16 protein-coding genes and 1 pseudogene are annotated in these 22,303 nt (G+C 39.6%); 8 read left to right on the top strand and 9 right to left on the bottom strand.

Features of this window, described 5'->3' with window-relative positions:
- Window positions 1-251 (top strand): annotated as a pseudogene (locus tag H6G06_RS25760) (photosystem II D2 protein (photosystem q(a) protein)); the annotation flags it as partial.
- On the top strand, window positions 235-1,620 hold the full coding sequence (gene psbC, locus H6G06_RS25755; protein ID WP_190564907.1) for a photosystem II reaction center protein CP43: 1,386 nt from the start codon (window positions 235-237) through the stop codon (window positions 1,618-1,620). The pseudogene H6G06_RS25760 and the gene psbC, both read left to right, overlap by 17 nt.
- A gap of 300 nt (window positions 1,621-1,920) precedes the next feature.
- Here the strand turns inward: psbC and H6G06_RS25750 are convergent, their stop codons facing one another.
- The 4 genes from H6G06_RS25750 to fabI form a co-directional block, all read right to left on the bottom strand.
- Window positions 1,921-3,363: a polysaccharide biosynthesis/export family protein gene (locus tag H6G06_RS25750; RefSeq protein WP_190564911.1), complete on the bottom strand. Its 1,443-nt coding sequence runs from the start codon at window positions 3,361-3,363 to the stop codon at window positions 1,921-1,923.
- Window positions 3,364-3,925: 562 nt separating this feature from the next.
- Entirely contained in the window at window positions 3,926-4,909 is a 984-nt protein-coding gene (locus H6G06_RS25745; RefSeq protein ID WP_190564906.1) for an ABC transporter ATP-binding protein, read from the bottom strand.
- 132 nt (window positions 4,910-5,041) lie between these two features.
- Window positions 5,042-5,638, bottom strand: coding sequence for an imidazoleglycerol-phosphate dehydratase HisB (gene hisB / locus H6G06_RS25740; RefSeq protein ID WP_190564905.1), 597 nt, complete (start codon window positions 5,636-5,638; stop codon window positions 5,042-5,044).
- A 97-nt stretch (window positions 5,639-5,735) separates the two neighbouring features.
- A complete protein-coding gene (gene fabI / locus H6G06_RS25735) occupies window positions 5,736-6,512 on the bottom strand; it encodes an enoyl-ACP reductase FabI (protein WP_190564904.1) in 777 nt (258 codons plus the stop codon).
- A 389-nt stretch (window positions 6,513-6,901) separates the two neighbouring features.
- Here fabI and ntcA point away from each other — a divergent pair, with 389 nt between their 5' ends.
- The 3 genes from ntcA (at window position 6,902) to H6G06_RS25720 (ending at window position 9,804) form a co-directional block, all read left to right on the top strand.
- On the top strand, window positions 6,902-7,573 hold the full coding sequence (ntcA, locus tag H6G06_RS25730; protein WP_190564903.1) for a global nitrogen regulator NtcA: 672 nt from the start codon (window positions 6,902-6,904) through the stop codon (window positions 7,571-7,573).
- A gap of 179 nt (window positions 7,574-7,752) precedes the next feature.
- The gene (locus tag H6G06_RS25725) at window positions 7,753-9,243 is read left to right on the top strand and encodes a DUF3084 domain-containing protein (protein ID WP_190564902.1); all 1,491 of its coding nucleotides are present in this window, start codon (window positions 7,753-7,755) and stop codon (window positions 9,241-9,243) included.
- Between the two features lie 123 nt (window positions 9,244-9,366).
- A complete protein-coding gene (locus H6G06_RS25720) occupies window positions 9,367-9,804 on the top strand; it encodes a pre-16S rRNA-processing nuclease YqgF (RefSeq protein WP_190564901.1) in 438 nt (145 codons plus the stop codon).
- A gap of 111 nt (window positions 9,805-9,915) precedes the next feature.
- Here H6G06_RS25720 and H6G06_RS25715 read toward each other — a convergent pair whose 3' ends face one another.
- Together H6G06_RS25715 and H6G06_RS25710 are read right to left on the bottom strand one after the other, a co-directional pair.
- Complete coding sequence (locus H6G06_RS25715; protein WP_096566311.1) at window positions 9,916-10,179, bottom strand: DUF3146 family protein; 264 nt, start codon at window positions 10,177-10,179, stop codon at window positions 9,916-9,918.
- Between the two features lie 449 nt (window positions 10,180-10,628).
- The gene (locus H6G06_RS25710) at window positions 10,629-12,221 is read right to left on the bottom strand and encodes an alkaline phosphatase D family protein (RefSeq protein WP_190564900.1); all 1,593 of its coding nucleotides are present in this window, start codon (window positions 12,219-12,221) and stop codon (window positions 10,629-10,631) included.
- Between the two features lie 362 nt (window positions 12,222-12,583).
- On the opposite strand from H6G06_RS25710, the gene H6G06_RS25705 reads away from it, so the two are divergent.
- Both H6G06_RS25705 and H6G06_RS25700 read left to right on the top strand, forming a co-directional pair.
- The gene (locus tag H6G06_RS25705; RefSeq protein ID WP_190564899.1) at window positions 12,584-15,025 is read left to right on the top strand and encodes a GAF domain-containing protein; all 2,442 of its coding nucleotides are present in this window, start codon (window positions 12,584-12,586) and stop codon (window positions 15,023-15,025) included.
- Window positions 15,012-16,502 (top strand): hybrid sensor histidine kinase/response regulator, encoded by a 1,491-nt coding sequence (locus H6G06_RS25700; protein ID WP_190564898.1) that lies wholly within the window; start codon window positions 15,012-15,014, stop codon window positions 16,500-16,502. The genes H6G06_RS25705 and H6G06_RS25700 overlap by 14 nt, the downstream gene beginning before the upstream one ends.
- 179 nt (window positions 16,503-16,681) lie before the next feature.
- Here H6G06_RS25700 and H6G06_RS25695 read toward each other — a convergent pair whose 3' ends face one another.
- The 3 genes from H6G06_RS25695 to H6G06_RS25685 all read right to left on the bottom strand — a co-directional run bounded on the left by H6G06_RS25695 (window position 16,682) and on the right by H6G06_RS25685 (window position 20,269).
- The gene (locus tag H6G06_RS25695) at window positions 16,682-17,806 is read right to left on the bottom strand and encodes a HAMP domain-containing protein (RefSeq protein ID WP_190564897.1); all 1,125 of its coding nucleotides are present in this window, start codon (window positions 17,804-17,806) and stop codon (window positions 16,682-16,684) included.
- Window positions 17,807-17,954: 148 nt separating this feature from the next.
- Window positions 17,955-18,623 carry a response regulator transcription factor gene (locus H6G06_RS25690; RefSeq protein ID WP_190564896.1) on the bottom strand — a complete coding sequence of 223 codons (669 nt, stop codon included), beginning with the start codon at window positions 18,621-18,623 and terminating at the stop codon, window positions 17,955-17,957.
- A gap of 74 nt (window positions 18,624-18,697) precedes the next feature.
- The gene (locus H6G06_RS25685) at window positions 18,698-20,269 is read right to left on the bottom strand and encodes a sensor histidine kinase (RefSeq protein WP_338422991.1); all 1,572 of its coding nucleotides are present in this window, start codon (window positions 20,267-20,269) and stop codon (window positions 18,698-18,700) included.
- 671 nt (window positions 20,270-20,940) lie between these two features.
- On the opposite strand from H6G06_RS25685, the gene H6G06_RS25680 reads away from it, so the two are divergent.
- On the top strand, window positions 20,941-22,227 hold the full coding sequence (locus tag H6G06_RS25680; RefSeq protein WP_190564895.1) for a glycosyltransferase family protein: 1,287 nt from the start codon (window positions 20,941-20,943) through the stop codon (window positions 22,225-22,227).
- Window positions 22,228-22,303: the final 76 nt, after the last annotated feature.

Genomic DNA, 22,303 nt, shown 5'->3' with positions numbered 1-22,303 from the left:
TTATGTTATTCGTCCCAGTCACAGGCTTGTGGATGAGTTCTGTCGGTATCGTGGGTTTAGCATTAAACCTGCGAGCTTATGACTTCGTTTCCCAAGAATTACGGGCAGCAGAAGACCCAGAGTTTGAAACTTTCTATACCAAAAACATTTTGCTGAACGAGGGTATCCGCGCTTGGATGGCTCCTCAAGACCAACCCCACGAACAATTTATATTCCCTGAGGAGGTATTACCTCGTGGTAACGCTCTCTAATAGATCAGTTATAGGCGGCGGACGCGACCAAGAATCAAGCGGTTTTGCTTGGTGGTCTGGAAACGCTCGTTTAATCAACCTCTCTGGTAAACTGCTTGGCGCTCACGTTGCCCATGCTGGTTTAATCGTCTTCTGGGCTGGAGCAATGACTTTATTTGAAGTTGCTCACTTTATCCCAGAAAAGCCCATGTACGAACAGGGCTTGATTCTTCTCCCTCACATCGCCACATTAGGTTGGGGCGTTGGTGCTGGTGGTGAAGTTATTGACACCTTCCCCTACTTTGTAGCTGGTGTACTACACCTCATTTCCTCTGCGGTTCTAGGTTTTGGCGGTATCTATCATGCCGTTCGTGGTCCAGAAACCTTAGAAGAGTATTCCTCTTTCTTTGGTTACGACTGGAAAGACAAGAACAAAATGACCAACATCATCGGCTTCCACCTGATCATCCTGGGATGCGGTGCGTTGCTGTTGGTTTTGAAAGCTATGTTCTTCGGTGGTGTATATGACACCTGGGCTCCCGGTGGTGGTGATGTGCGTGTGATTACTAATCCAACACTCAACCCAGCTATCATCTTCGGTTATCTAATTAAAGCTCCCTTCGGTGGCGAAGGCTGGATTGTTAGCGTTGATAACATGGAAGATGTTATCGGCGGTCACATCTGGATTGCTTTAATTTGTATCTCTGGTGGTATCTGGCACATCTTTACCAAACCTTTTGCTTGGGCGCGTCGCGCTTTCATCTGGTCTGGTGAAGCTTACCTATCCTATAGCTTGGGCGCTCTTTCCTTGATGGGCTTCATTGCTTCCATCATGGTTTGGTACAACAACACTGTTTACCCCAGCGAATTCTTCGGTCCTACTGGTCCTGAAGCTTCTCAAGCACAAGCTTTAACCTTCTTGATTCGTGACCAACGCTTAGGTGCTAACGTCGGTTCTGCTCAAGGTCCTACCGGTCTAGGTAAATACTTGATGCGCTCTCCTACCGGTGAAATTATCTTCGGTGGTGAAACCATGCGCTTCTGGGATTTCCGTGGTCCTTGGTTAGAGCCTCTGCGTGGTCCTAACGGTCTTGATTTGGAAAAAATCAAGAATGATATTCAGCCTTGGCAAGCTCGTCGCGCTGCTGAATACATGACTCACGCTCCTCTGGGTTCTTTGAACTCTGTAGGTGGTGTGGCTACTGAAATCAACTCTTTCAACTATGTATCTCCTCGTGCGTGGTTGTCTACCTCTCACTTCGTGTTAGGTTTCTTCTTCCTCATCGGTCACTTGTGGCACGCAGGACGCGCTCGTGCTGCTGCTGGTGGTTTTGAGAGAGGTATTGACCGTGAGAACGAACCAGCATACTACATGAAGGATCTTGACTAGATTTTTTCTAGTTTTCTTTCATCACTGACAATCAATTAATTTTCCTGCTCTTGCTGCAAAGCAAGAGCTTTTTTTTGGTCTGTTTTGAGATTTTATAGCAGGAGTCAGGAGTACACTCATTCGGAGTTTCATTATCAATTGATGCCCCTCGCTGTCCACGAGGAAGCAGTCAGACAGAATTAATTACACCCATAGAGGAATGTTCGCAATGACTGTAAAAAACAAAGCCTGCTCTTGCAGGCTTAAATTTTCTATGCTGAAGTGGGAAAATTGAAAAATACCCCAGTTGTGAACAGTATTTTAGAATCCAACAAACCTGAGAATATTCAAGATAATACCTAAAGGACCGGCTACAGTACCCACCGTATCACTAGTTTTAGCAACACCCGAACGGTTTACTACCACAACATCATTATTGCGTAATATAGGATTGGTTTCCTCGTTAATCCCTTTTGAGAAATCTATTTTTACTACACGTTTAGTAACACTACCATTAGGATTAAGACGAATCAAATCGACAGCAGCACTACTAGCTCTAGCATCATTAAAGCCACCAGCAGCCAGTAAAGCCTGATTTAAAGAACTATTGGGCTGTAAATCTGTTAATCCAGGTTTTTTCACTTCTCCTACTACCCCTACTTGAATTTTTGCCGGCGACAAAGTAGTGGTAGCTAATTGAGTTACTTCTGCTGTGTTAATCTCGGTTGCTAGGGGAACAACTATTGTATCTCCATCTTGCAAGACTACATCTTGATTGAGATCCCCAGTCTGCAATAATTCCCAGAGATTAATATTTAAACTTTGTTCTGAGCCAATTCTTGTAGGACGGCGGATTTTAATATTCCGAACATCCGCTTGTGATGTAATTCCCCCAGCTAATTGAATTGCCCGCATTACAGTTGGTAAGCCAGCTCCTGGCGCTCCAGCTCCAGCATCATTTCCAGCTGCGCTAGTACCTCCTGCTGACACCAGATAGGACCCAGGACGGTAAACTTGACCTGTAATTGCCACGGTACGAGGTGCAGTTTGACTAGCAGCATAGTTAGCTGCAAATAAATTGCGGGCTTCGGCAACGTTGAAATCTGTGCCGGTGGGTACAACAATAGTGTCTCCATCCCTTAAGGTAATATCTTGGGGTATTCTGCCTGTTTGGGTGATTTCTTTTAAGTTAAGACTGATAACCTGTTCACCAGAACGTCCGACCTTACGGCGTAATTGTACTTTAGTTACGTCTGCTGCTAGTGTTACCCCCTGGGCTGTAGTTAGTGCTGCTAATACAGTTGGGTATTGTAAACCAGGATTATCGCCTCCGCTTCCTTGTAAGTTGAGAGTGTAAGACCCTGGTCGTGTTACCTCCCCAGCTACAAAAACGTTGATGGGACGAGGTGATAACAAATTGACAGAAATCAGGGGACGTTTCAGAAAGCGAGCATATCTTCTAGCTATTTCGTCAGATGCCTGTTCCGTGGTTAATCCGAGAACGGATATACTACCAATTAAAGGTAGGTTAATCGCACCACCAGGGGGAACTTGGTATTCGCCGGTGTATTCGGGTACTTCAAATACATTGACGCGAATCCGATCACCGCCTCCTAATAAATAATCTGTGGATATGGTTGACCTTTGTGATACTGGTTGTTGCTGCGCTAGGCTGACAGATGGTAAAGCATTGGTGACAGTCGTTAACAAAACTACAGCCGTAGTTGAATGAGTTAAAATTTTCCACAAATGTATATTAAGCATATTTACCTGAGAATCTGAGACTAGCATCTGTAAAGTTCTAAACATTTTAACGTTGACTATACTTAATTATTGAAGTTCCCTGACACTCTTATTTTCCCGATAAACTCTGTTTTTCCGGATATAACCTGAATAGCGATTCTGAGTTTTTAGTGAAGTTAATTTAAAGCTTAACTCAGTTAGATAAATTAATTGTTAACGATTAGAGCAAGTTTTATGAAATTAGTCAATAGTTAAGAATCAGAATTTATATTTATAGTTCCAATATTTTAAGAATAGATTTATCTAAACCGTAACTGTTTAAATTTATAGGTAGCAACATTATGTTGGGAAATTATTTTGGTAATTAACTCTTAACTCAGACACAGTAGCTCATATCAATTTTCTCTAAATAGAAAAACTATCAATATAGCTGTATCACAAGAAATATAATTTACACTTATGCTTTTTTATTACTTTAAAATTAATTATACATTCTGCCCATATTATTCAGGTAACAACAAACTGCACACAACATCCGTAATCAAGACTAACTCAGGTTTGGTCACTAGAGAAATTGCCTAAACTAGTTAGGTGAAGAATTTTGTTTTTGTATTTGTTGGATAAAGAACTCCTCTAGAGATTGACGAGATAAGTTAATGGTGATGATTTTTCCTCCCATTAATCGTAGACTGGCAAGAAAATCATAGTAATCTTCTTGTAGAATACCGTGCCAAGTGCCATCAGGTTCAAATTGTAGATCAGGTATTCTTTTTTTCAGAACTTCCCCATCGCCACCTTGACCTTTAACATGATATGTGTTTTCTGTGCCTAACAGTTCATTGAGAGAACCAGCACAAATTAATTCTCCTTTTGCCAGAATGGCAATGCGATCGCAAATTTGTTCTACTTCACTCAAAACATGACTGTTGAAAAATATCGTCTTCCCAGCTGCTTTGAGTGAGAGAATAATTTCTCGCATTTGGTAACGTCCCAAGGGATCAAGTCCAGACATTGGTTCATCTAAAAATACTAAATCTGGATCATTAATTAATGCTTGAGCCATGCCAACACGCTGAAGCATTCCTTTAGAATAACGACGCATTAGCTTTTTGCGAGCATCAGTTTGAGATAAACCGACTAATTCTAAAAGTTGGGGAATGCGTTGACGCTGTATCTTGTGGGGAATTTGGAATAACCCAGCAGCTAATTCCAAAAATTCCCAGCCGGTGAGATAGTCGTATAAATAAGGATTTTCTGGTAAGTAGCCAATACGTTGCTTCACAGAGCGATCGCCCAGTGGCTTACCTAATAATAAACCCCTACCGGCAGAAGGTCGAATAATTCCTAGTAACAGTTTTAACAGTGTAGTTTTGCCAGCACCATTGGGACCTAGCAAACCAAAGGTTTGTCCTGGGTAAACTTGTAGAGAACAGTTTTTGAGAGATACAACTTTTTGATTCAGCCAAAAACCAGTGCGATAGACTTTTCGCAACTCAGAAGTTAGGACTACTGGTGGTTGATCTACAGGATTCAGTTGAGGTTCAGGAGTTTCTGCAACAGAATTCATTGTGGTTAAATTACCAATTACCGATTGGGTGTGACTGATTACAAGTTTTACGGTATCACGATAATAAACACCACTATCTTAATGTGTCAATTATCGCCAAGCGAGTAGCTTTCTGGCGCTACCAATAGTAACTTATAACACACCTTTGGAACTGGGAATAGTTTCAGCACGACGAGGATCGATTTCTACTGCCATCCGCATAGCTCTAGCAAAGGCTTTAAAAGTTGCTTCAATAATGTGATGAGAATTAACACCATCAAATTGGCGAATATGCAAGGTCATTTGACTATGATTCACCAACGCCACAAAAAATTCTCGTACCAGTTGGGTGTCATAAGTTCCCACCCGTTGAGTAGGAATGTCTAAACCATAACTAAGATGAGGTCGTCCAGAAAAGTCCAAAGCCACCTGAATCAGAGCTTCATCCAGAGGCGCAAGGAAATTACCAAAGCGGACAATGCCTTTTTTATTACCTAATGCTTGATGTAAAGCTTGACCCAAGGTAATACCCACATCTTCATTAGTGTGGTGATCATCAATTTCCCAGTCACCTTTGGCTTGAATATCCAAATCAAACAGCCCATGAGAGGCGATTTGATGCAGCATATGATCTAAAAAGGGAATCCCTGTGGCAGCTTTGCAGATGCCTGTACCATCGAGGTTGATGGTTACTTGTACATCAGTTTCCCCGGTGGTGCGCTTAACTGTAGCAATGCGGTTGTTAGTCATGAGTCGTAAGTCATTGAAAGAAGGCACTCATGCAAAAGGCAAGAGGCAAGAGTTGATTAATTTTTCCCAGTCTCCAGTCCCCAATCCCCAATCCCCATTACATTCCCATGATTTCATATCCTGCATCTACATACAGGATTTGCCCAGTGATGCCACTAGACAAATCACTACACAAGAAAGCTGCTGTATTGCCTACTTCTAGTTGAGTGACAGTGCGACGCAGGGGTGCGACTTTTTCCACATGATGAATCATATCCAAAATGCCGCCTACTGCTGAGGATGCCAAAGTGCGGATAGGGCCTGCGGAAATACCATTAACGCGAATATTTTGGGGTCCTAGTTCTGCTGCTAAGTAACGAACACTGGCTTCTAATCCAGCTTTGGCTACACCCATGATGTTATAGTTAGGGATAGCTCGGACTGCACCCAAATAGGAGAGAGTAATAATACTACCGCCTTCTGTCATCAAAGGTTTAGCAGCACCGCTTAACTGTACCAGTGAATAGGTACTAACTTCCAAAGCTTTATTGAAACCAGAACGGGAGGTTTGACTAAAATCTCCGGTTAAATCATCTCTGTTTGCAAAAGCCAGACAGTGAATAAGGATGTCTAATTTACCCCATTGCTGGCGCACTGTTTCAAAAGTAGATTGAATTTGCTCCTCATTCTCAACGTTACAGGGAAGGAATAGGCTGGGCTTGAGGGGTTCCACCAATTCTGCAACTTTTTTCTCGAATTTGCCTTTTTCATCTGGCAAATAGGTAATGCCCAGGTTAGCACCTGCTTGGTGTAGTTGTTGAGCAATACCCCAAGCAATGGAGCGGTTATTGGCAATACCTGTGACTAGGGCGTTTTTTCCGGACAGATTCAGCATAGAAATAGGTCAATGTGATCAATCATTAGGAGCATATTTACAATACTAGAAGCTGAGTATATTTTGACCTAGTTGGGGATGGGATTTTCAAAAAATTTAATTCAGTAGGGTGTTGAGAGCGACAAAATTTCTGCAGATTGTTTAAGAAGTTATAAAGATATGGAAAATTTTTCTGCCAAAAAACCTCTTAAGTTGAGTTTGTTAAACTACTGATCAACAATTTTTAGCTAAAAATAACAACAATTAGGTATCATGATAAACAAATGAATATGAAGTGATAAATTTAAGTATAGGAAAAAACAGAAAGGTTGACGGTGCTTTCTTGATTTTTCAGGTGTATTCTTAGGTAATCAGTTTTTGTTTTTCCGGCATTGGGTAGGGGAAGGGAGATGATCGTGACACAAGATAAAGCCCTAGCAAATGTTTTTCGTCAGATGGCAACTGGAGCCTTTCCACCGGTTGTGGAGACGTTTGAACGCAACAAAACGATCTTTTTTCCCGGCGATCCCGCCGAACGAGTTTATTTTCTTCTCAAGGGTGCTGTGAAACTTTCCAGGGTATATGAGGCAGGAGAAGAAATAACGGTAGCATTGCTGCGGGAAAATAGTGTTTTTGGCGTGTTGTCATTGCTAACGGGTAATAAGTCGGATAGATTCTACCATGCAGTTGCCTTCACGGCGGTAGAATTACTTTCTGCACCAATTGAACAAGTAGAGCAAGCACTCAAGGAAAATCCAGAATTATCAATGTTGATGCTACGGGGGCTATCTTCGCGGATTCTCCAGACAGAGATGATGATTGAAACCCTTGCTCACCGAGATATGGGTTCTCGGTTGGTGAGTTTTTTGTTAATTCTCTGTCGAGACTTTGGTGTACCTTGTGCTGATGGCATTACCATTGATTTGAAGCTATCTCATCAGGCGATCGCTGAAGCCATCGGTTCTACTCGCGTTACTGTCACCAGATTGCTTGGAGATTTACGCGAGAAAAAAATGATTTCCATCCACAAGAAAAAGATTACTGTGCATAAACCTGTCACATTAAGTAAGCAATTTACTTAAAAGCTGCTGGGGGAGGAAATTGGTACAAGTTTTGTCAAGTTGTGTTTTGAGAAAAAATACCACAATCGGAGGTAATTTAAAAATTGACTAAATTCTACTTTTGCCAATCTCCTTTCCCCCACAGACAATGGTTGAAAGTAGTAGGCTGTATCTGGAAGCATTTCTGGCGGTAGTTGAAGATGGCCACCGGGTACATCCTGATAGCAGCAATTTTAATTCTGGGAGGCGTGATTGCCACAGTGGGCGATCGCATCGGCACAAAAGTTGGTAAGGCACGCCTCTCATTATTCAATTTGCGTCCCAAAAACACAGCGGTAATAGTAACTATTTTTACGGGTGGTGTGATTTCTGCCTCAACTTTAGCAATTTTATTTGCTGCTGACGAAGGATTACGGAAAGGGGTGTTTGAGTTGGAGGATATTCAAAAAGACCTCAGAAACAAGCGAGAACAACTCAAAACCGCAGAAACTGAAAAAAGCCAGGTAGAAGAAAAGCTTAATGAAGCTAGAAAAGAACAAGCTCAGGCACAGCAGGATTTACAGACAATTAATCAATCTTTACAAGCTGCCAATGCTAAACAACGGATAACACAAGCTCAACTTAACCGCACTATCAGCCAACAAGCCAAAACCCAAGCTCAACTGCAAGGCACTCAAAGCCGACTTGGTGAAGTAGTGATTCAGTACAGACAAGCTATAGCTGAACTAGAAAGCCTTTATAATCAGCGTCAGGCATTGCACAGCGCAGTAGAAGAATTAAAGGCAGAACGCCAGCGACTATATACTGAAGCCAAAAAAGCGATTGAGGAAGCCAAGACAGCCATTGAAAAACGCGATCGCGAGCTTGCTAATCGCCAAGAAGTTATTGAACAACGTGATCAGAAAATTGCTAATTTAGATACACTTATTCAAAATCGCAACTTAGAAATTAAAAAGCGAGAACAAGTAATTGCTACCAGAGAATCTCGCCTCAAAGAATTGGAAAACCAGCAAAAATACTTAGAACAGGAAGTAGCAAGGTTAGAAAAATATTATCAGTCATACCGTGACCTGCGTCTGGGTAAACTGGCCTTGGTTCGTGGTCAAGTTATAGCTGCTGGTGTAGTTCGTGTAGAGCAACCTGCTGCTGCTCGTAAAGTGGTAATCCAAATTTTACAGGAAGCTAACCGCAATGCCAACATTCAATTAAGCGAACCTGGTACAATTCCTGCAAATACAGAGCTATTGCGTGTTACCCAAGAAAGAGTTGAGCAACTAATTAAACAAATTCAAAATGGTCGAGAATATGTAGTGCGAATTTTCTCTGCGGGTAATTATGTCAGGGGAGAAAAACAGATAGAATTTTTTGCTGATGCAATGCCAAATCAACTGGTATTTTCCGCAGGTGAGATTCTAGCTACAACATCTGCTGATATGAAAACTATGACATCATATCAATTACGGCAACGTCTAGACTTGCTCATTTCTGCTTCTCAATTTCGCGCTCGCAATGCTGGTATTGTGGAAACAGTCCAGATAGATGGTACTTTTATACGCTTTTTTGCCCAATTGCAACAGTCCGAGCAACCACTGGAAATTAAAGCCATAGCAGCTGAGGATACCTATACAGCCGGTCCTTTGAGAGTAAAACTTGTAGCAATTTTGAATGGACAAGTTATTTTTAGCACGTAAATAGGTGACTGGTGACTGGTGACTGGTGACTGGTGATTGGGTGATTAATCCTTCCCATCTCCCCATCTCCCCATTTCCCCACTTCCCTATTACCTGTTCCCTGTTCCCTGTTCCCTGTTCCCTATGACTAATACACAACCAGCAATTTTAGGCTTTGATCCTGGTCGAGATAAATGTGGTGTAGCCGTGATGGGATTGGATCGGCAGCTGTATTATCATCAAGTTGTTCCTGCTACTGAGGCGATCGCTCAGATTTCGTCATTGCGGCAAAGTTTTCCTATTTCCTTAATCGTCATGGGAGACCAAACAACCGCGAAAAAGTGGAAACAGCAACTTAATCAGGAATTAATTCCATCCCTGAATATTATTTTAGTTGATGAGCGTTATACAACTCTAGAAGCACGCGATCGCTATTGGCAAATGTTTCCACCAACAGGACTCACCAAACTCTTACCAAAGGGTTTGCGACAGCCTCCGCGACCCATAGATGACATTGTAGCCATCTTATTGATTGAACGCTACCTCAACCGCTTAACTTCCAGCAGTCTTACTGACAACTGACTAATTAGGTTTACTGAGAAAATTTTTTTGTGGAGACAGGCAAGGCAATAGGCAAGAATTAATCTCAGGTTTTTGTGTACATTCTGACTCCTGGCTCCTGAATTCTTCTATTTACAGTTCTGCTCGAATAGTAAAAGCATAATCTCCCCCTGGTTCTAACTGGTAATCTTGTTTTTCCAAAAAGCGGCCGAGAGGTTCTTTAATTAAAGCGCGACCCTGGGAAGGCTTCACAGAAAGTTCTCCCCGCCGGAAATGCCACTGAAAATGCCATTCAAAATCGCCGGCGCTGACATCACCTTCAAGAAAGCCATGTTGCCAAGATTGGCGGGTGATTCTGACATGGGCGGTGGTTTCTGGTAGACGTTTAGCACTCACTATGCTGGGTGTCCAATGAGGGATAAAAAGTGAACCTTGTAGTTGACTTAATTTTTATGTACCAAAAATCTCTGAAATTGACAAATTGGCAAAGAAGGAAAAACTCTCATTTTTTACTGATGTTGCTGGTTGCGAAAATAAAAGTAGTATGAATGTATTAAATTTAACGCTTTCTGTGAAGTTGCTTAGGTAGTTAAATTGGATGGTGCGATCGCAGGATCGAGAAAAAGAAATGATGATGGGGAGTAGGAAGGGCTTAATATACACTAGTGATTTTCAGTCATGTTTGACTAGAAATTGTAACGCGATCGTGAATTAGTAGTTATGCCCTGACAGTAAATCTTTAGGGCAGTCTTTGTTAAGGTCAAAGAGTTGGCAAAAGCCCCTTCCCAAATTTCAATTGTAGTTATTCTCCACATTCCCTATCCCCGTTTACCAGTCACCAATACCTAAGCCTCTGGTTGTAAATCTACATTATAGATTTTCTTACCCTCCAAATTATGAAAACTAACAGTTAAAACTTCAGTTTTGCCATCAATTTTCACTGTTCCAAAAAATTGTAATCCTGAACTCGGTGGTTGATTTAATTTTATTTCTGGCGATGCGGTTTTAAATCTCACTTCTGGACCGAAGGTATTATCTAATTGGGCAGGTCCAAAATTACCAGCATTCAGAGGACCAGCGACAAATTCCCAAAAAGGTTTAAAGTCTGTAAATTGCGCCTTATTAGGATCATAATAATGGGCTGCTGCATAATGTACATCAGCAGTTATCCAAACCACATTTTTGATATTATTCTGTTTAATAAACCGGAATAAATCAGCAAATTCTAATTCTCTTCCTAATTGTTTTCCATCACCATTAGCAGCATTTTCAAAATTGGTTTTACCATCACGTACTATCAAACCAATTGGCATATCACTAGCAATTACTTTCCAAGTAGATTTTGAGCTTTTTAATTGACTCTTTAACCAACGTAATTGGGAATTACCTAAAAATGCTGTTTCTGCACTTAATACTGTTTGGTTATTAGGAGAGTTTTTACCACGATAACTTCTTTCATCTAACATAAAAATTTCTAGCAATTCACCATAATTAAAATTACGATAAATGCGTTTTGGGTCTTTACGCTCAAACCGAATAGGCGTATATTCTAAAAATGCTTGTCTTGCCCTAGATGCTAATAAGTTAACATCCTTAATTTTGTATCTATCATCATCTAATATTTGCCCTGGATACCAATTATTTATGACTTCATGATCATCCCACTGTACTAGTTGGGGAACTTGGGCGTTAAAGCGACGTACATTTTCATCTAACAGGTTGTAAATATAGTTACCGCGAAATTCTTTGAGTGTTTCTGCAACTTTCGATTTTTCCTCTGTGGTGATGTTTTTCCAGATACTACCATCCTCTAGTATCACTTCTGATTTAATGGGATTATCAGCGTAAATATAATCACCAGAATGAACGAAAAAATCAGGGTTTAATTTTCTGATAGATTCGTAAATTTTCATACCACCCCATTCGGGATTAATTCCCCAACCTTGACCTGCGGTATCTCCAGACCAAGCAAAAAATATATCATTTCCCTTTCCTTGGGGTGCAGTTTTTAAATGTCCCATCACTGGGGCGCTGTCAATATTAGTACCAGCTAAATCTTGGAAAATAACGCGGTAAAAAATATCTTGTCCAGGTGGTAGATTACTCAGATAAGTTCGCGCTGTAAAATCCGTATTTTCCACAGCCACTTGTCCAATAATTCGGCGACTATTGCGGAAATTATCATTAGTTGAATATTCTACAATCATCCGGGAAGTGCAATCGCTGCGGCTCCAAATCACTGCGCTATTGCTGTTAATATCGCCACTAACGACACCGTAGGGTATGCTGGGACGATTTTTATCTAATGTAATCAATGTTGGTGCTTGCGCTAAACCCGATTGTGTCCACAGGTTTGTCCCTATGATACTACCAGTAGTCATGGCAGCCTGTAATAAAAATTGCCGACGCTTCAGTTTTGGTGAAATGTGGAATTGCATAAATTTAAACTTCTACTTTTCAGGACTACGGAGAATTTAATAGTTGACAGTGAGATTTTCCTCTTTAATTCATTTAAAGAAGTGTTAACATTTATAACTATTGTTTTAGCATCCTCCTCAAGAAGTAGTTTTTTTTAATTAACCATTTGTTACAATTACGATATAAAAACAGCGAAATATGGGAAAAATATATTGTCTCGTCTTTGACATCTATTCTTGAGCAACTTCAAGCAGTTATTTGTATTATTAGGGTGCAAACACAAAAACAGAAACTTGTCAATCTCAATTTTCGGTTTACCTAAAAACTTAATTATTTCTTGAGAATGGGGTGACAAAACACTATTAATACAATATCTGAAACGATGCAATTACCTAATAATGAAAGTGAAAGGCTAAAAATCCTCTATGAATATCAAATTATAGACACACAATCTCAAGAAAATTTTGATGATTTAGCTCAACTAGCTGCGGACTTTTGTGAAACACCAGTTGCTTTAATTAGTTTAGTTGATGCTGACAGGGAATGGTTTAAGTCAAAAGTTGGTATCACTATCACAGAAGTTCCACGAAATTTGGCTTTTGGTAGTTATACTATTCTGCAAAATGAAATATTTATTATTCCTGATACACTTCAGGATCAAAGGTTTATTTATCATCCTCTTGTGATCTCAAATCCCTATTTTCGTTTTTATGCAGGAGTTCCATTAATTAATTCCAGTGGATTTACTTTAGGTTGTTTGAGTGTGATGGATTTTGTGCCACGCGACTTGAGCGTTAAGGAGCAAAAAGCCTTACAAGGTTTGGCAAAACAAGTAATTAATTATTTAGATTTACATTGGCAAAAAGTCTCTAACCATAGCAAAATTAGAGATATTATTCAAGCCATTCCTATACCCTTAATGCTTTTCCGCATCTCTGATGGGTTGATTTTATATGCCAACTTGGAGTTTATGCAAACCTTTCAGATTTATTCTGAAGATTTATATAATACCAAAATTTCAGATTTATATGAGGAAATAGCAGAATTCAATTCACTCATAGAAACTCTGTCTAATAACGGTTATCTGCATAATCAGGAAATTCTCTTTAAAAGAAAAGATGGTTCTTCTTTATGGGCTATTACTTCCTTACAGTATTTAAAATATAATGATGAAATTGTGGTCTTAGTAGTTTTTTATGATATTACTAAACACAAAAATAATGAAACTATACTGCAAGAAGAGAATGAATTTTTACAATCTTTATTCCAGAGTATTCCTTTAATGATTGCACTTACTGATGTTAGTGGTAAAGTGCAGTGGGTGAACCATAATTTAGAGGAAACTTTAGGCTGGAGTTTGCAAGAATTTCAAACACACAATGTTTTTGCAGAATTATATCCTCATCCTGAATATCGTCAAAGAGTGATTGATTTTATGCAGTCGTCACAACCAGTTTGGCATGACTTTAAGTGCCAATTAAGAGATGGTAGTATGCTGGATACCTCTTGGACTAATGTGAGACTTCCCAATGGTCAAACTCTCGGTATTGGTCAGGATATTACAGCACGCAAGCAAAGTGAGCAAGCATTTCAGATGCAAGCAGAACGGGAACAATTAATGCGTACTGTTTCTCAACGCATTCGCCAATCTCTGAATCTCCAAGATATTCTGAATGCAACTGTTAAAGAAGTACAATATTTGTTACAGGTTGATAGAGTGGTAGTCTATCAGTTTGCACCAGATATGAGTGGTAAAATTATGGCAGAATCTGTAACACCTGGATGGACAGTTTCTTTAGGTGTAGAAATTGAAGATAACTGTTTTCAATTGGGTGCAGGATTAGAGTATCACCAAGGACGTAAACGAGCCATTTCTAATATTTACACCGCAGGACTTACAGATTGCCATCTGAACTTATTAGCACAGTTTGAAGTAAAAGCTAACTTAATTGTGCCAATTCTTATAGAAACCAGTGGAGAAAATTCTGTTTCTTGTCTGTGGGGTTTACTCATTGCTCACCAATGTTCAGCCCCCCGTGAGTGGGAAGAAAATCAATTAGATTTGCTGGATCACCTGACCGTACAAATTGCGATCGCTATTCAACAATCTAGCATATTTGAACAGGCGCAAATTGAAATTGCTCACCGACAAAAAGCAGAAATTAAACTCAGAAGCGCATTGGCTGAGAAAGAAGTCCTATTAAAAGAAGTTCATCATCGCGTTAAAAATAATCTGCAAATTGTTTCTAGTTTGTTGCAACTCCAAGCTCAAACACTCCAAGACGCTGAAATTATTAAAGCTATCCGCGAAAGCCAAAATCGCATTGAGTCAATATCCCTAATTCACAAAAACTTATATACTTCTCCTAATATTGGGAAACTTGATATTGCTGATTATATTAATAATCTGGTCGCTGGTCTGCTCATTTCCTATCAGATAGTACCTGGAAAAATTAATCTCCAAACTAATATAGATTCAGTTAGTTTAAATGTTGATGAAGCTATTGCCTGCGGATTAGTTATTAATGAACTAATCTCTAATGCTCTCAAGCACGCTTTTCCTAATAACCAAAAGGGAGAGATTAGTATTAGTTTACATAATAGCAGTAATAATATTGAACTTACCGTTCAAGATAATGGTATAGGGTTGCCAGATGGTTTAGATTGGAGAAATACTAATTCTTTAGGTCTTTCATTAGTTTATGACTTGGTTACGGAACAACTAGAAGGTAATATTACTGTAGAACGCAACCAAGGAACATTATTTCACATTGAATTTCCACAGTTAACTTTGCACAACTCAATAGCAAATGGGGCAAGCTAAAATTTTAGTGGTCGAAGATGAAGTAATTGTAGCTAGAACTATTGCTAGTCAATTACATCAATTAGGGTACATTGTTACGGGTACAGCTTCTTCTGGGAAAAATGCCATTGTCAAGGCGTTAGAAACTAAACCAGAATTAGTCTTAATGGATATTATCCTTAAAGGTGAAATGGATGGGATTACTGCTGCTAGTGAAATTCGTAAGCAGTTAGATATACCCATGATTTTTCTCACTGCTTACGGCGATGAGCATACTTTAGAACGCGCTAAAATTACTCAGCCCTTCGGTTATGTTGTTAAACCATTTACGATTAAAGATTTACGTATAGCCATTGAAATAGGTCTATCACAGCATAAGTTAGAACGGGAACTGCGGGAAAATCGAGACCAATTAGCAACCCTGTTAAACTGCATGAGTGATGCTGTAATTGCCACAAATGAGCAGGGAATGATCACATTTATGAATCCCGCAGCCGAGAAGATAACTGGCTGGCAACAAGCAGAGGTTCTGGGAAGAAATGTATCAGATATCCTGCATATTATTGACGAATCCACAGAGCAGTTAATAGAAAACCCTGTCGCTAAAGTGCTGCGCGAGCAAAAGGTTGTTTATTTAGAGGAATTTACATCTTTAGTTACTAAAGATGGCAGAAGAGTACCAATTGGTGATAGTGCTTCACCATTAAGACTAGGACAGAATGAGATTGGTGGTGCAGTAGTAGTTTTTTGGGATCTCAGCGAACGCCGTCAAAAAGAGTACCTAGAGCAAGCCTTGAAAAAAGAGCAAGAACTCAATCGTCTCAAGTCTCTATTTATCTCCACTGTTTCCCATGAGTTCCGTAATCCTCTGGCCATGATTCAAACAGCAGTAGAACTTATAGACATTCAAGGAACCAAGTTAACAGAAGCCAAAAGAAACACCTATTTAACTCGAATTTATGGTGCTGTGCAATCAATGGAAAAACTCATGGAAGATGTACTTTTCATGGGTAAAGCTGAAGCAGGATACCTACTTTATAGTCCAGCACCAATCAAGTTAGATAAATTTTGCCAAGAGTTAATTGAGGAATTTTCTCTTATTGAAAATAGCTATCATGAAATTGTTTTTAATTCTCACAGTCAGAATACCGATGCTGTAATGGATGAAAGACTATTACATTATTTGTTCAGAAATTTGCTTTCTAACGCCGCTAAATATTCTGAACCAGGTAGTAAAATTAAGTTCGATCTCACCTGTGATTTAGCAGATGGAGTGGCAATTTTTCAGGTTAAAGATCAAGGAATTGGCATTCCCACAGCAGATCAGAATCGAATTTTTGATTCTTTTTATCGAGCTTCAAATGTTCAGTCAATTCATGGTAACGGATTAGGCTTAGTAATTGTGAAAAAGTGTATTGATGCCCATAATGGTAAAATTGAAATCAACAGTCAACTTGGTTTAGGGACAACATTTACTGTCACTTTACCGTTACAATAAATCATATAGACAAGTGCTGATTTCTGAGTATAAACTCAGTTCTTTCAAGGCTTTGTGCAATCAACCATGTTCTAACAGCCAAAGTGCTTAGTTAGGAAATCAACTGAGCAGTATTTTTCATAAAAATAAATAACGCAAGAACCGTTTTTATTAGTAAATTTAGATGCATTTTTTGTACCTTACTCACCATTTTGTTCTGTTTCTATGAGTTGAGCTTGAGTACGACGTAATTCTTCTAATGTCAACTCTAAACTGAGATTTTTCTCGTTTAACTCCAGCGTTCGTTCGCGTACTTTTTCTTCCAATATCTGACTGTATATTTCTAGTTGTTCATTGGCATCATTTTGGACTTTGATGAGTTGTTTAACTTCCAAAATGAGCCGATTGAGAGAAGCAGCTAAAATTCCTACTTCATCGTTAGTTGTTACGGGTGCTTGCAAATCAAAATTACATTCTTCTGTCACCTGTTGAGCAATATGAGTGACTACTTGAATAGGACGAGCAATGGTGCGACTGGTGTAAATTGCTAATAATGTGGCAATCGCAATTGATAGTGATAAGCTACCTAAAATAATATACAGACGTAATTTTTCTACCCTTTTGAGTTCCCAATTAGCTTGCTGATACTCCTGGGCTATCACTTCTACAAGCCTTGTGATATCATCGAGAAAATCGTCAATCCTGAAAACTGATGAGCCGTGCATGAAATTAAACAGTTGAGTTTGTGCTGCTCTAATCTCATTTGGTGATAATTGACTGGGATTGTTAGCCTGAAACAAAGTTCCCGTGTGTTGTAAGTAAGCATCAAATCCTTTATAGTTTTGCAATAAGCGATAAACGGCTTTCTGCTCAATTAGAGAATCATAAATAATAGGATTTTCAATATTGTAGTTGGCTTGAAAATCAAACCAAATTTGTCTAGCTTGTTCAACATATTTCAGTAATAAAGTATATTGTTCCTGCCATCTTTTTGGTTGATCCATATATAAAAGCAGCTTATGTTGGTTCGTACGAACACGAAACACAATAGTTTTGAGTTGGGACATTTGATATAACTCTTGAATTGCTGCCTCTTCTCGTTTCTGGGCTTGTCGCTGGTAATGATCTGCAATCAAAAATCCAATGCTAGTTCCCAAAACAGCAATACTCAAAAGCAGTCCATATCCAATACCAATCTTTTGGCCAACTTTCAGATGGCTGATCCAATACTTAAAATTGCTTGTGTCTGGGGTTAAATTAGTTGATTCCAAGGGGATATTTGACCTAATGAAGGTCTGTTTATCTAAGTTGTGTTGCTGTTTCATATTCCACAACGACCCAGATAAACTTGAATCCGTTCCTGTTATGGTAGGGTGTAAGGGTGTAAGGGAGAAACATTTTAGATTGGAGTTGACAAAAACAATCCAAAATCCAAAATTAAGAACTCCTGCCTTCTGCCTCTTGCCTCCTGTACTATGTTCGTAAACGATATCCCATACCTCTCACTGTCTCAATTACATTGCTGCCAAGTTTCTTGCGGAGATAACCGACATACACATCGACAATATTAGAACCTGGGTTATAGTCGTAACCCCAAACAGAATCTAGCAGTTGTTCTCGACTGATGACTTGTCCTGGATGCCGACAAAACATTTCTGCCATTGCAAATTCACGGGCAGGTAATTCTATGATGCGATCGCCTAATTTGACTTGTCGAGTCCGTAAATCTAGTACCACGTTACCAGCTTTCAGGGTAAACTCTTGAGCATCTCTAACGGGTCTAGCACTTCGTAACCGCAATCTTACCCGTGCCAGTAGTTCTTCAAATCGGAAGGGTTTAGTAACATAATCATCTGCACCCCCTTCTAGTCCTGCAACTTTATCATGAATGTCACTGCGAGCAGAAAGGATAATTACTGGTATGTCTTCTCCCTGTCCCCGCAGTTCTTCGAGAACTTCAAATCCATCTTTTCCAGGCAACCGCAGATCCAGAATTAATAAATCAAAAGTGCTACTTTGGATCACATCCAGCACAGACAACCCATCTGTAACAATTGTGGTTGTGAATCCTTGCGATCGCAATCCTTTTTGAATAAATGACGCAATTCGGGGTTCATCTTCAACAATGAGAATGTTAGGCATAAATAGGTTAGCAGTTAAAAATTGTCGTTATGAACAAAGAAATTATTCTTCCCCCTGCTTCCCCTACACCCCTTTCATGGAGGATCTAGAGGTAAGACGATGGTAAACATCGAACCTTTCCCTAACTGACTGCGAAGTAATACTTGCCCACCATGAGCTTCTGCGATCGCTCGGACAATAGAAAGTCCCAAACCCGCACCTTCTGAACGACGACGACTGTGGGAAGTGCGGGCAAATCGTTCAAAAATCCTTTTTTGATCAACCAGTGGAATACCTTCGCCTGTATCACGTACCCAGAAGCGTACTTTTCCTTTGGCGATCGCTGAACCGATGGAAATAGTATCACTCTTCTTAGTATGCTGAGTAGCATTCTGCGCCAGATTCATGATAGCTTCGGTAATTCTTTGGCGATCAACAACAATCTGACCTTTCGGCACAGCATCCAATTGCCAATCTCTTTCTGCCAGTGCTTGGGCTTTCATAAATAACTCTTGGGTTAACTCTGCCACATTCACCGTTGCTACCTGTAAAAAGTCTGCCCGTTCTGCTTTAGCCAGCAAAATTAGATCATCAACTAAACGGCTCATCCGGTCTAGTTCTCCCATCACCATGATCAGGGTTTCCTGTTGTTCTTGGGGGTCATCTCCCATCAGTTCTAAATGTCCACGAATGATGGTGATCGGTGTTCGCAGTTCATGTCCAGCATCATTCACAAATTCACGCTGACTGGCAAAAGCTGCTTCGAGTCTATCCATCATTTCGTTGAATGTTGTGGCCAGTTCTCCCAATTCTCCCTTATCTCTTACTGGCAACCTTTGTGTTAAATCTGACTCACTAATAGCATGAGCAGTGGTGATAATTGTCCTTAGAGGATTCAGTATCCGTCCCGTAGCTAACCAAGCCAAAATTAACGACAGCACAAAAACTAAGCTGGAAACTTCAATAATTGCTGTCACCGCTTCTAGAGCTTGTGTCCTATCCCCAGCAGTGTTGTGGGCAACCACGAACACCCCCCGTGTTTCTCCATTGATAGTAATCGGTTCCACAATGTACATAATATTACTAACATTAGAGGTGAGAAATTCCTTCTCTCCCTTTTCTGCATAAGTCTGTTTTGCCCACTGTCTCATTAATAGTGAATTTCTAGCTAGGAGCTTAGGACGGGCGCTAGGACTGGATTTATAGAGTTCACCATCTATAAAAGTGATGAAATAGGATTCATCTTTGGGTAGCCGATATAACAAATAAGACCTGAAAAGCTTCTTTAAGTCTTCTACTGATTTGAGAACAGTAATTTCTAATTGTTCAGATATTAACAAGTTTAATTGCTTGGGACTGATGACCATTTCTTGTTGTGATTTATCATCAGTGAGTCCATCTTCTGGTATCAAAGTTTGTCCGTTCATCAATGCCTGGAAAGCTTTGATATCTGCTGCCATATTATGCCGAACACGCTCATCAATGCTGTGATAGAGATGGTAGCGAAATGCGGGAATGGCAATGAGAAAGGTTATTCCTAAAATCAGCAAATACCACAGCAAAATTCGGGTGCGGACTTCTCCAAATACTTGCTGCCAAATTAAAAATAACTGAGATATTTTTAAAATAGATATGCGCTCACGAAAACGATTTATTATCATGATCATTTTCAATATTCTTGATTTCAATTTTTCCTGTTTCCTATTTTGAACTTAGTTTTCCCATTCCCATATCACGGTTAAACTCATGCAAATTGGGCTATTCAAAATTACCGTTATTTCATGCAGATGAATTTTGGAGACTGATAATTATTTAAAGATGAGAAAACTTTCATCTATTTTTCATGCACTTTTCATGAGGAATTGATATGTTAGCAATAATCTTTAAGAAATCTTAAAGAAATCAAAATCAAATCTTAATATTCTATTTGAGAAACAAGGTTTGTAAAATCCATCTAGCCAACGAGTACAAGAATGATACTACTATTTTTCCCTGTTAAATTCAATTGTTGGAGAGAATTTATCAAGTGATAAATCAATTAAATAAGCTCAAAGCATTATGGCTGATACAACAATCCGCTATCAGAAATAAGAGTTATTTATTAGTCCTGCCTGTTTTTTTCTGTCTCTGATTTAAGCGCAAATTCATCAATCGCCATTAATCATTGTTGTTGTATAAGCTATAAGCCGTCTGCAAGCAACTGAAAAATGAAAAACTTACAAAGGTGTAAATTGCTCTACTCAAAACTTATAAATTCGGCAGCAATTTAGTTTTGGCTAATAACTGAATGCTTAAGTTGTAGTTAATTACCCTAATGAAAAATTTGTCAGGATTGCCCATGAAAAACTTATTAACTTACTCTAAAAAAATAGGACTAACGGTGGCTAAAGAAGAGTCTGTGGAGGTTAGTAGTTCATCTAGCAATTCTCGTAAGTGTCGCATTGCTTTATATTCTCATGACACAATGGGATTGGGACACAAACGCCGCAATTTCTTAATTGCACAAACATTAGGATATTCACCTCTAGAAACTGATGTTTTGATGATTAGTGGCATACAGGATGGTGGCAATGTACCGACACCTCAAGGCGTTGATTGTTTGAGCTTACCTGCTCTGTACAAAAACATTGATGGTAAATATCAGGCACGAAGATTAGATTTGTCATTGCAGGAAATAATTACACTGCGATCGCAAGTTATTCTCACCACAATCAAAACTTTTAAACCCGATATTTTCATTGTCGATAATGTACCCAGAGGGGCAGTCAGAGAACTAGAACCAACATTGAATTACTTGCGTAGCCAAGGAGAAACACGCTGCATTCTCGGTTTACGGGATGTGCTAGATGAACCTGCATCCGTACAGCGAGATTGGAAACGTCTGGCTAATGAAGAGGCTATTCAAACTTATTATGATGCTGTTTGGGTGTATGGAGATCCCAGCATCTATGATTTAGCACAGGAATATAATTTCCACCCCAATACTGTTAATAAACTCCGCTACACAGGCTATCTTGATCAACGTAACCGCCTCAAGTTTATGGATATTGAAAGCATTCAGGCTTTTAAATCACTCAATTTGCCATCAGGACGATTAGCATTATGCTTGCTAGGTGGTGGACAAGATGGAGCGCGGTTAGCAGAAACCTTTGCTACTGCTGAACTACCACCAGAGATGAACGGCATCATTTTGACGGGTCCTTTCATGCCGCAAGAGGTACAGCAACGGCTGCAAAAGTTGGCTGCTAAACGTGATAATTTGCGAGTATTGAAATATTTATCTGAGCCGACATTGTTGATAAATCAGGCCGAGCGCGTCATTGCGATGGGTGGATACAATACAACTTGTGAATTGCTGTCATTTCAAAAGCGATCGCTCATTGTACCCCGAATTAAACCCCGTCGAGAGCAGTTAGTCCGTGCCGAACGCTTACAGTCACTTGGCTTAGTTGATGTGCTACACCCTCATCACCTCACATCTCAAGCATTGACAGATTGGTTAACACAAGAAACCGAGAAACCACAGATTCGTAACTTTGTTAATCTCAACGGACTCAACCACATTTCTCAATTTATAGACGAAATACTCCTGCCTGTTCATCATCCATCAAAACAAGCTTCTTAAATAAAGAAGTCAGGGGGAATAAATACATCATTTTCCCAATTACGAACTACGAATTACGAATTACGAACTACAAATT

Source organism: Anabaena sphaerica FACHB-251, from assembly GCF_014696825.1.
GTDB lineage: Bacteria > Cyanobacteriota > Cyanobacteriia > Cyanobacteriales > Nostocaceae > RDYJ01.
This window is presented reverse-complemented; position numbering and strand designations above follow the sequence as displayed.

Coding starts and splice junctions, on each gene's coding strand:
- H6G06_RS25750 (WP_190564911.1), bottom strand. CDS start 3,363: ATGCTTAATATACATTTGTGGAAAATTTTAACTCATTCAACTACGGCT.
- H6G06_RS25745 (WP_190564906.1), bottom strand. CDS start 4,909: ATGAATTCTGTTGCAGAAACTCCTGAACCTCAACTGAATCCTGTAGAT.
- hisB (WP_190564905.1), bottom strand. CDS start 5,638: ATGACTAACAACCGCATTGCTACAGTTAAGCGCACCACCGGGGAAACT.
- fabI (WP_190564904.1), bottom strand. CDS start 6,512: ATGCTGAATCTGTCCGGAAAAAACGCCCTAGTCACAGGTATTGCCAAT.
- ntcA (WP_190564903.1), top strand. CDS start 6,902: ATGATCGTGACACAAGATAAAGCCCTAGCAAATGTTTTTCGTCAGATG.
- H6G06_RS25725 (WP_190564902.1), top strand. CDS start 7,753: ATGGCCACCGGGTACATCCTGATAGCAGCAATTTTAATTCTGGGAGGC.
- H6G06_RS25720 (WP_190564901.1), top strand. CDS start 9,367: ATGACTAATACACAACCAGCAATTTTAGGCTTTGATCCTGGTCGAGAT.
- H6G06_RS25710 (WP_190564900.1), bottom strand. CDS start 12,221: ATGCAATTCCACATTTCACCAAAACTGAAGCGTCGGCAATTTTTATTA.
- H6G06_RS25705 (WP_190564899.1), top strand. CDS start 12,584: ATGCAATTACCTAATAATGAAAGTGAAAGGCTAAAAATCCTCTATGAA.
- H6G06_RS25700 (WP_190564898.1), top strand. CDS start 15,012: ATGGGGCAAGCTAAAATTTTAGTGGTCGAAGATGAAGTAATTGTAGCT.
- H6G06_RS25695 (WP_190564897.1), bottom strand. CDS start 17,806: ATGAAACAGCAACACAACTTAGATAAACAGACCTTCATTAGGTCAAAT.
- H6G06_RS25690 (WP_190564896.1), bottom strand. CDS start 18,623: ATGCCTAACATTCTCATTGTTGAAGATGAACCCCGAATTGCGTCATTT.
- H6G06_RS25685 (WP_338422991.1), bottom strand. CDS start 20,269: ATGATCATGATAATAAATCGTTTTCGTGAGCGCATATCTATTTTAAAA.
- H6G06_RS25680 (WP_190564895.1), top strand. CDS start 20,941: ATGAAAAACTTATTAACTTACTCTAAAAAAATAGGACTAACGGTGGCT.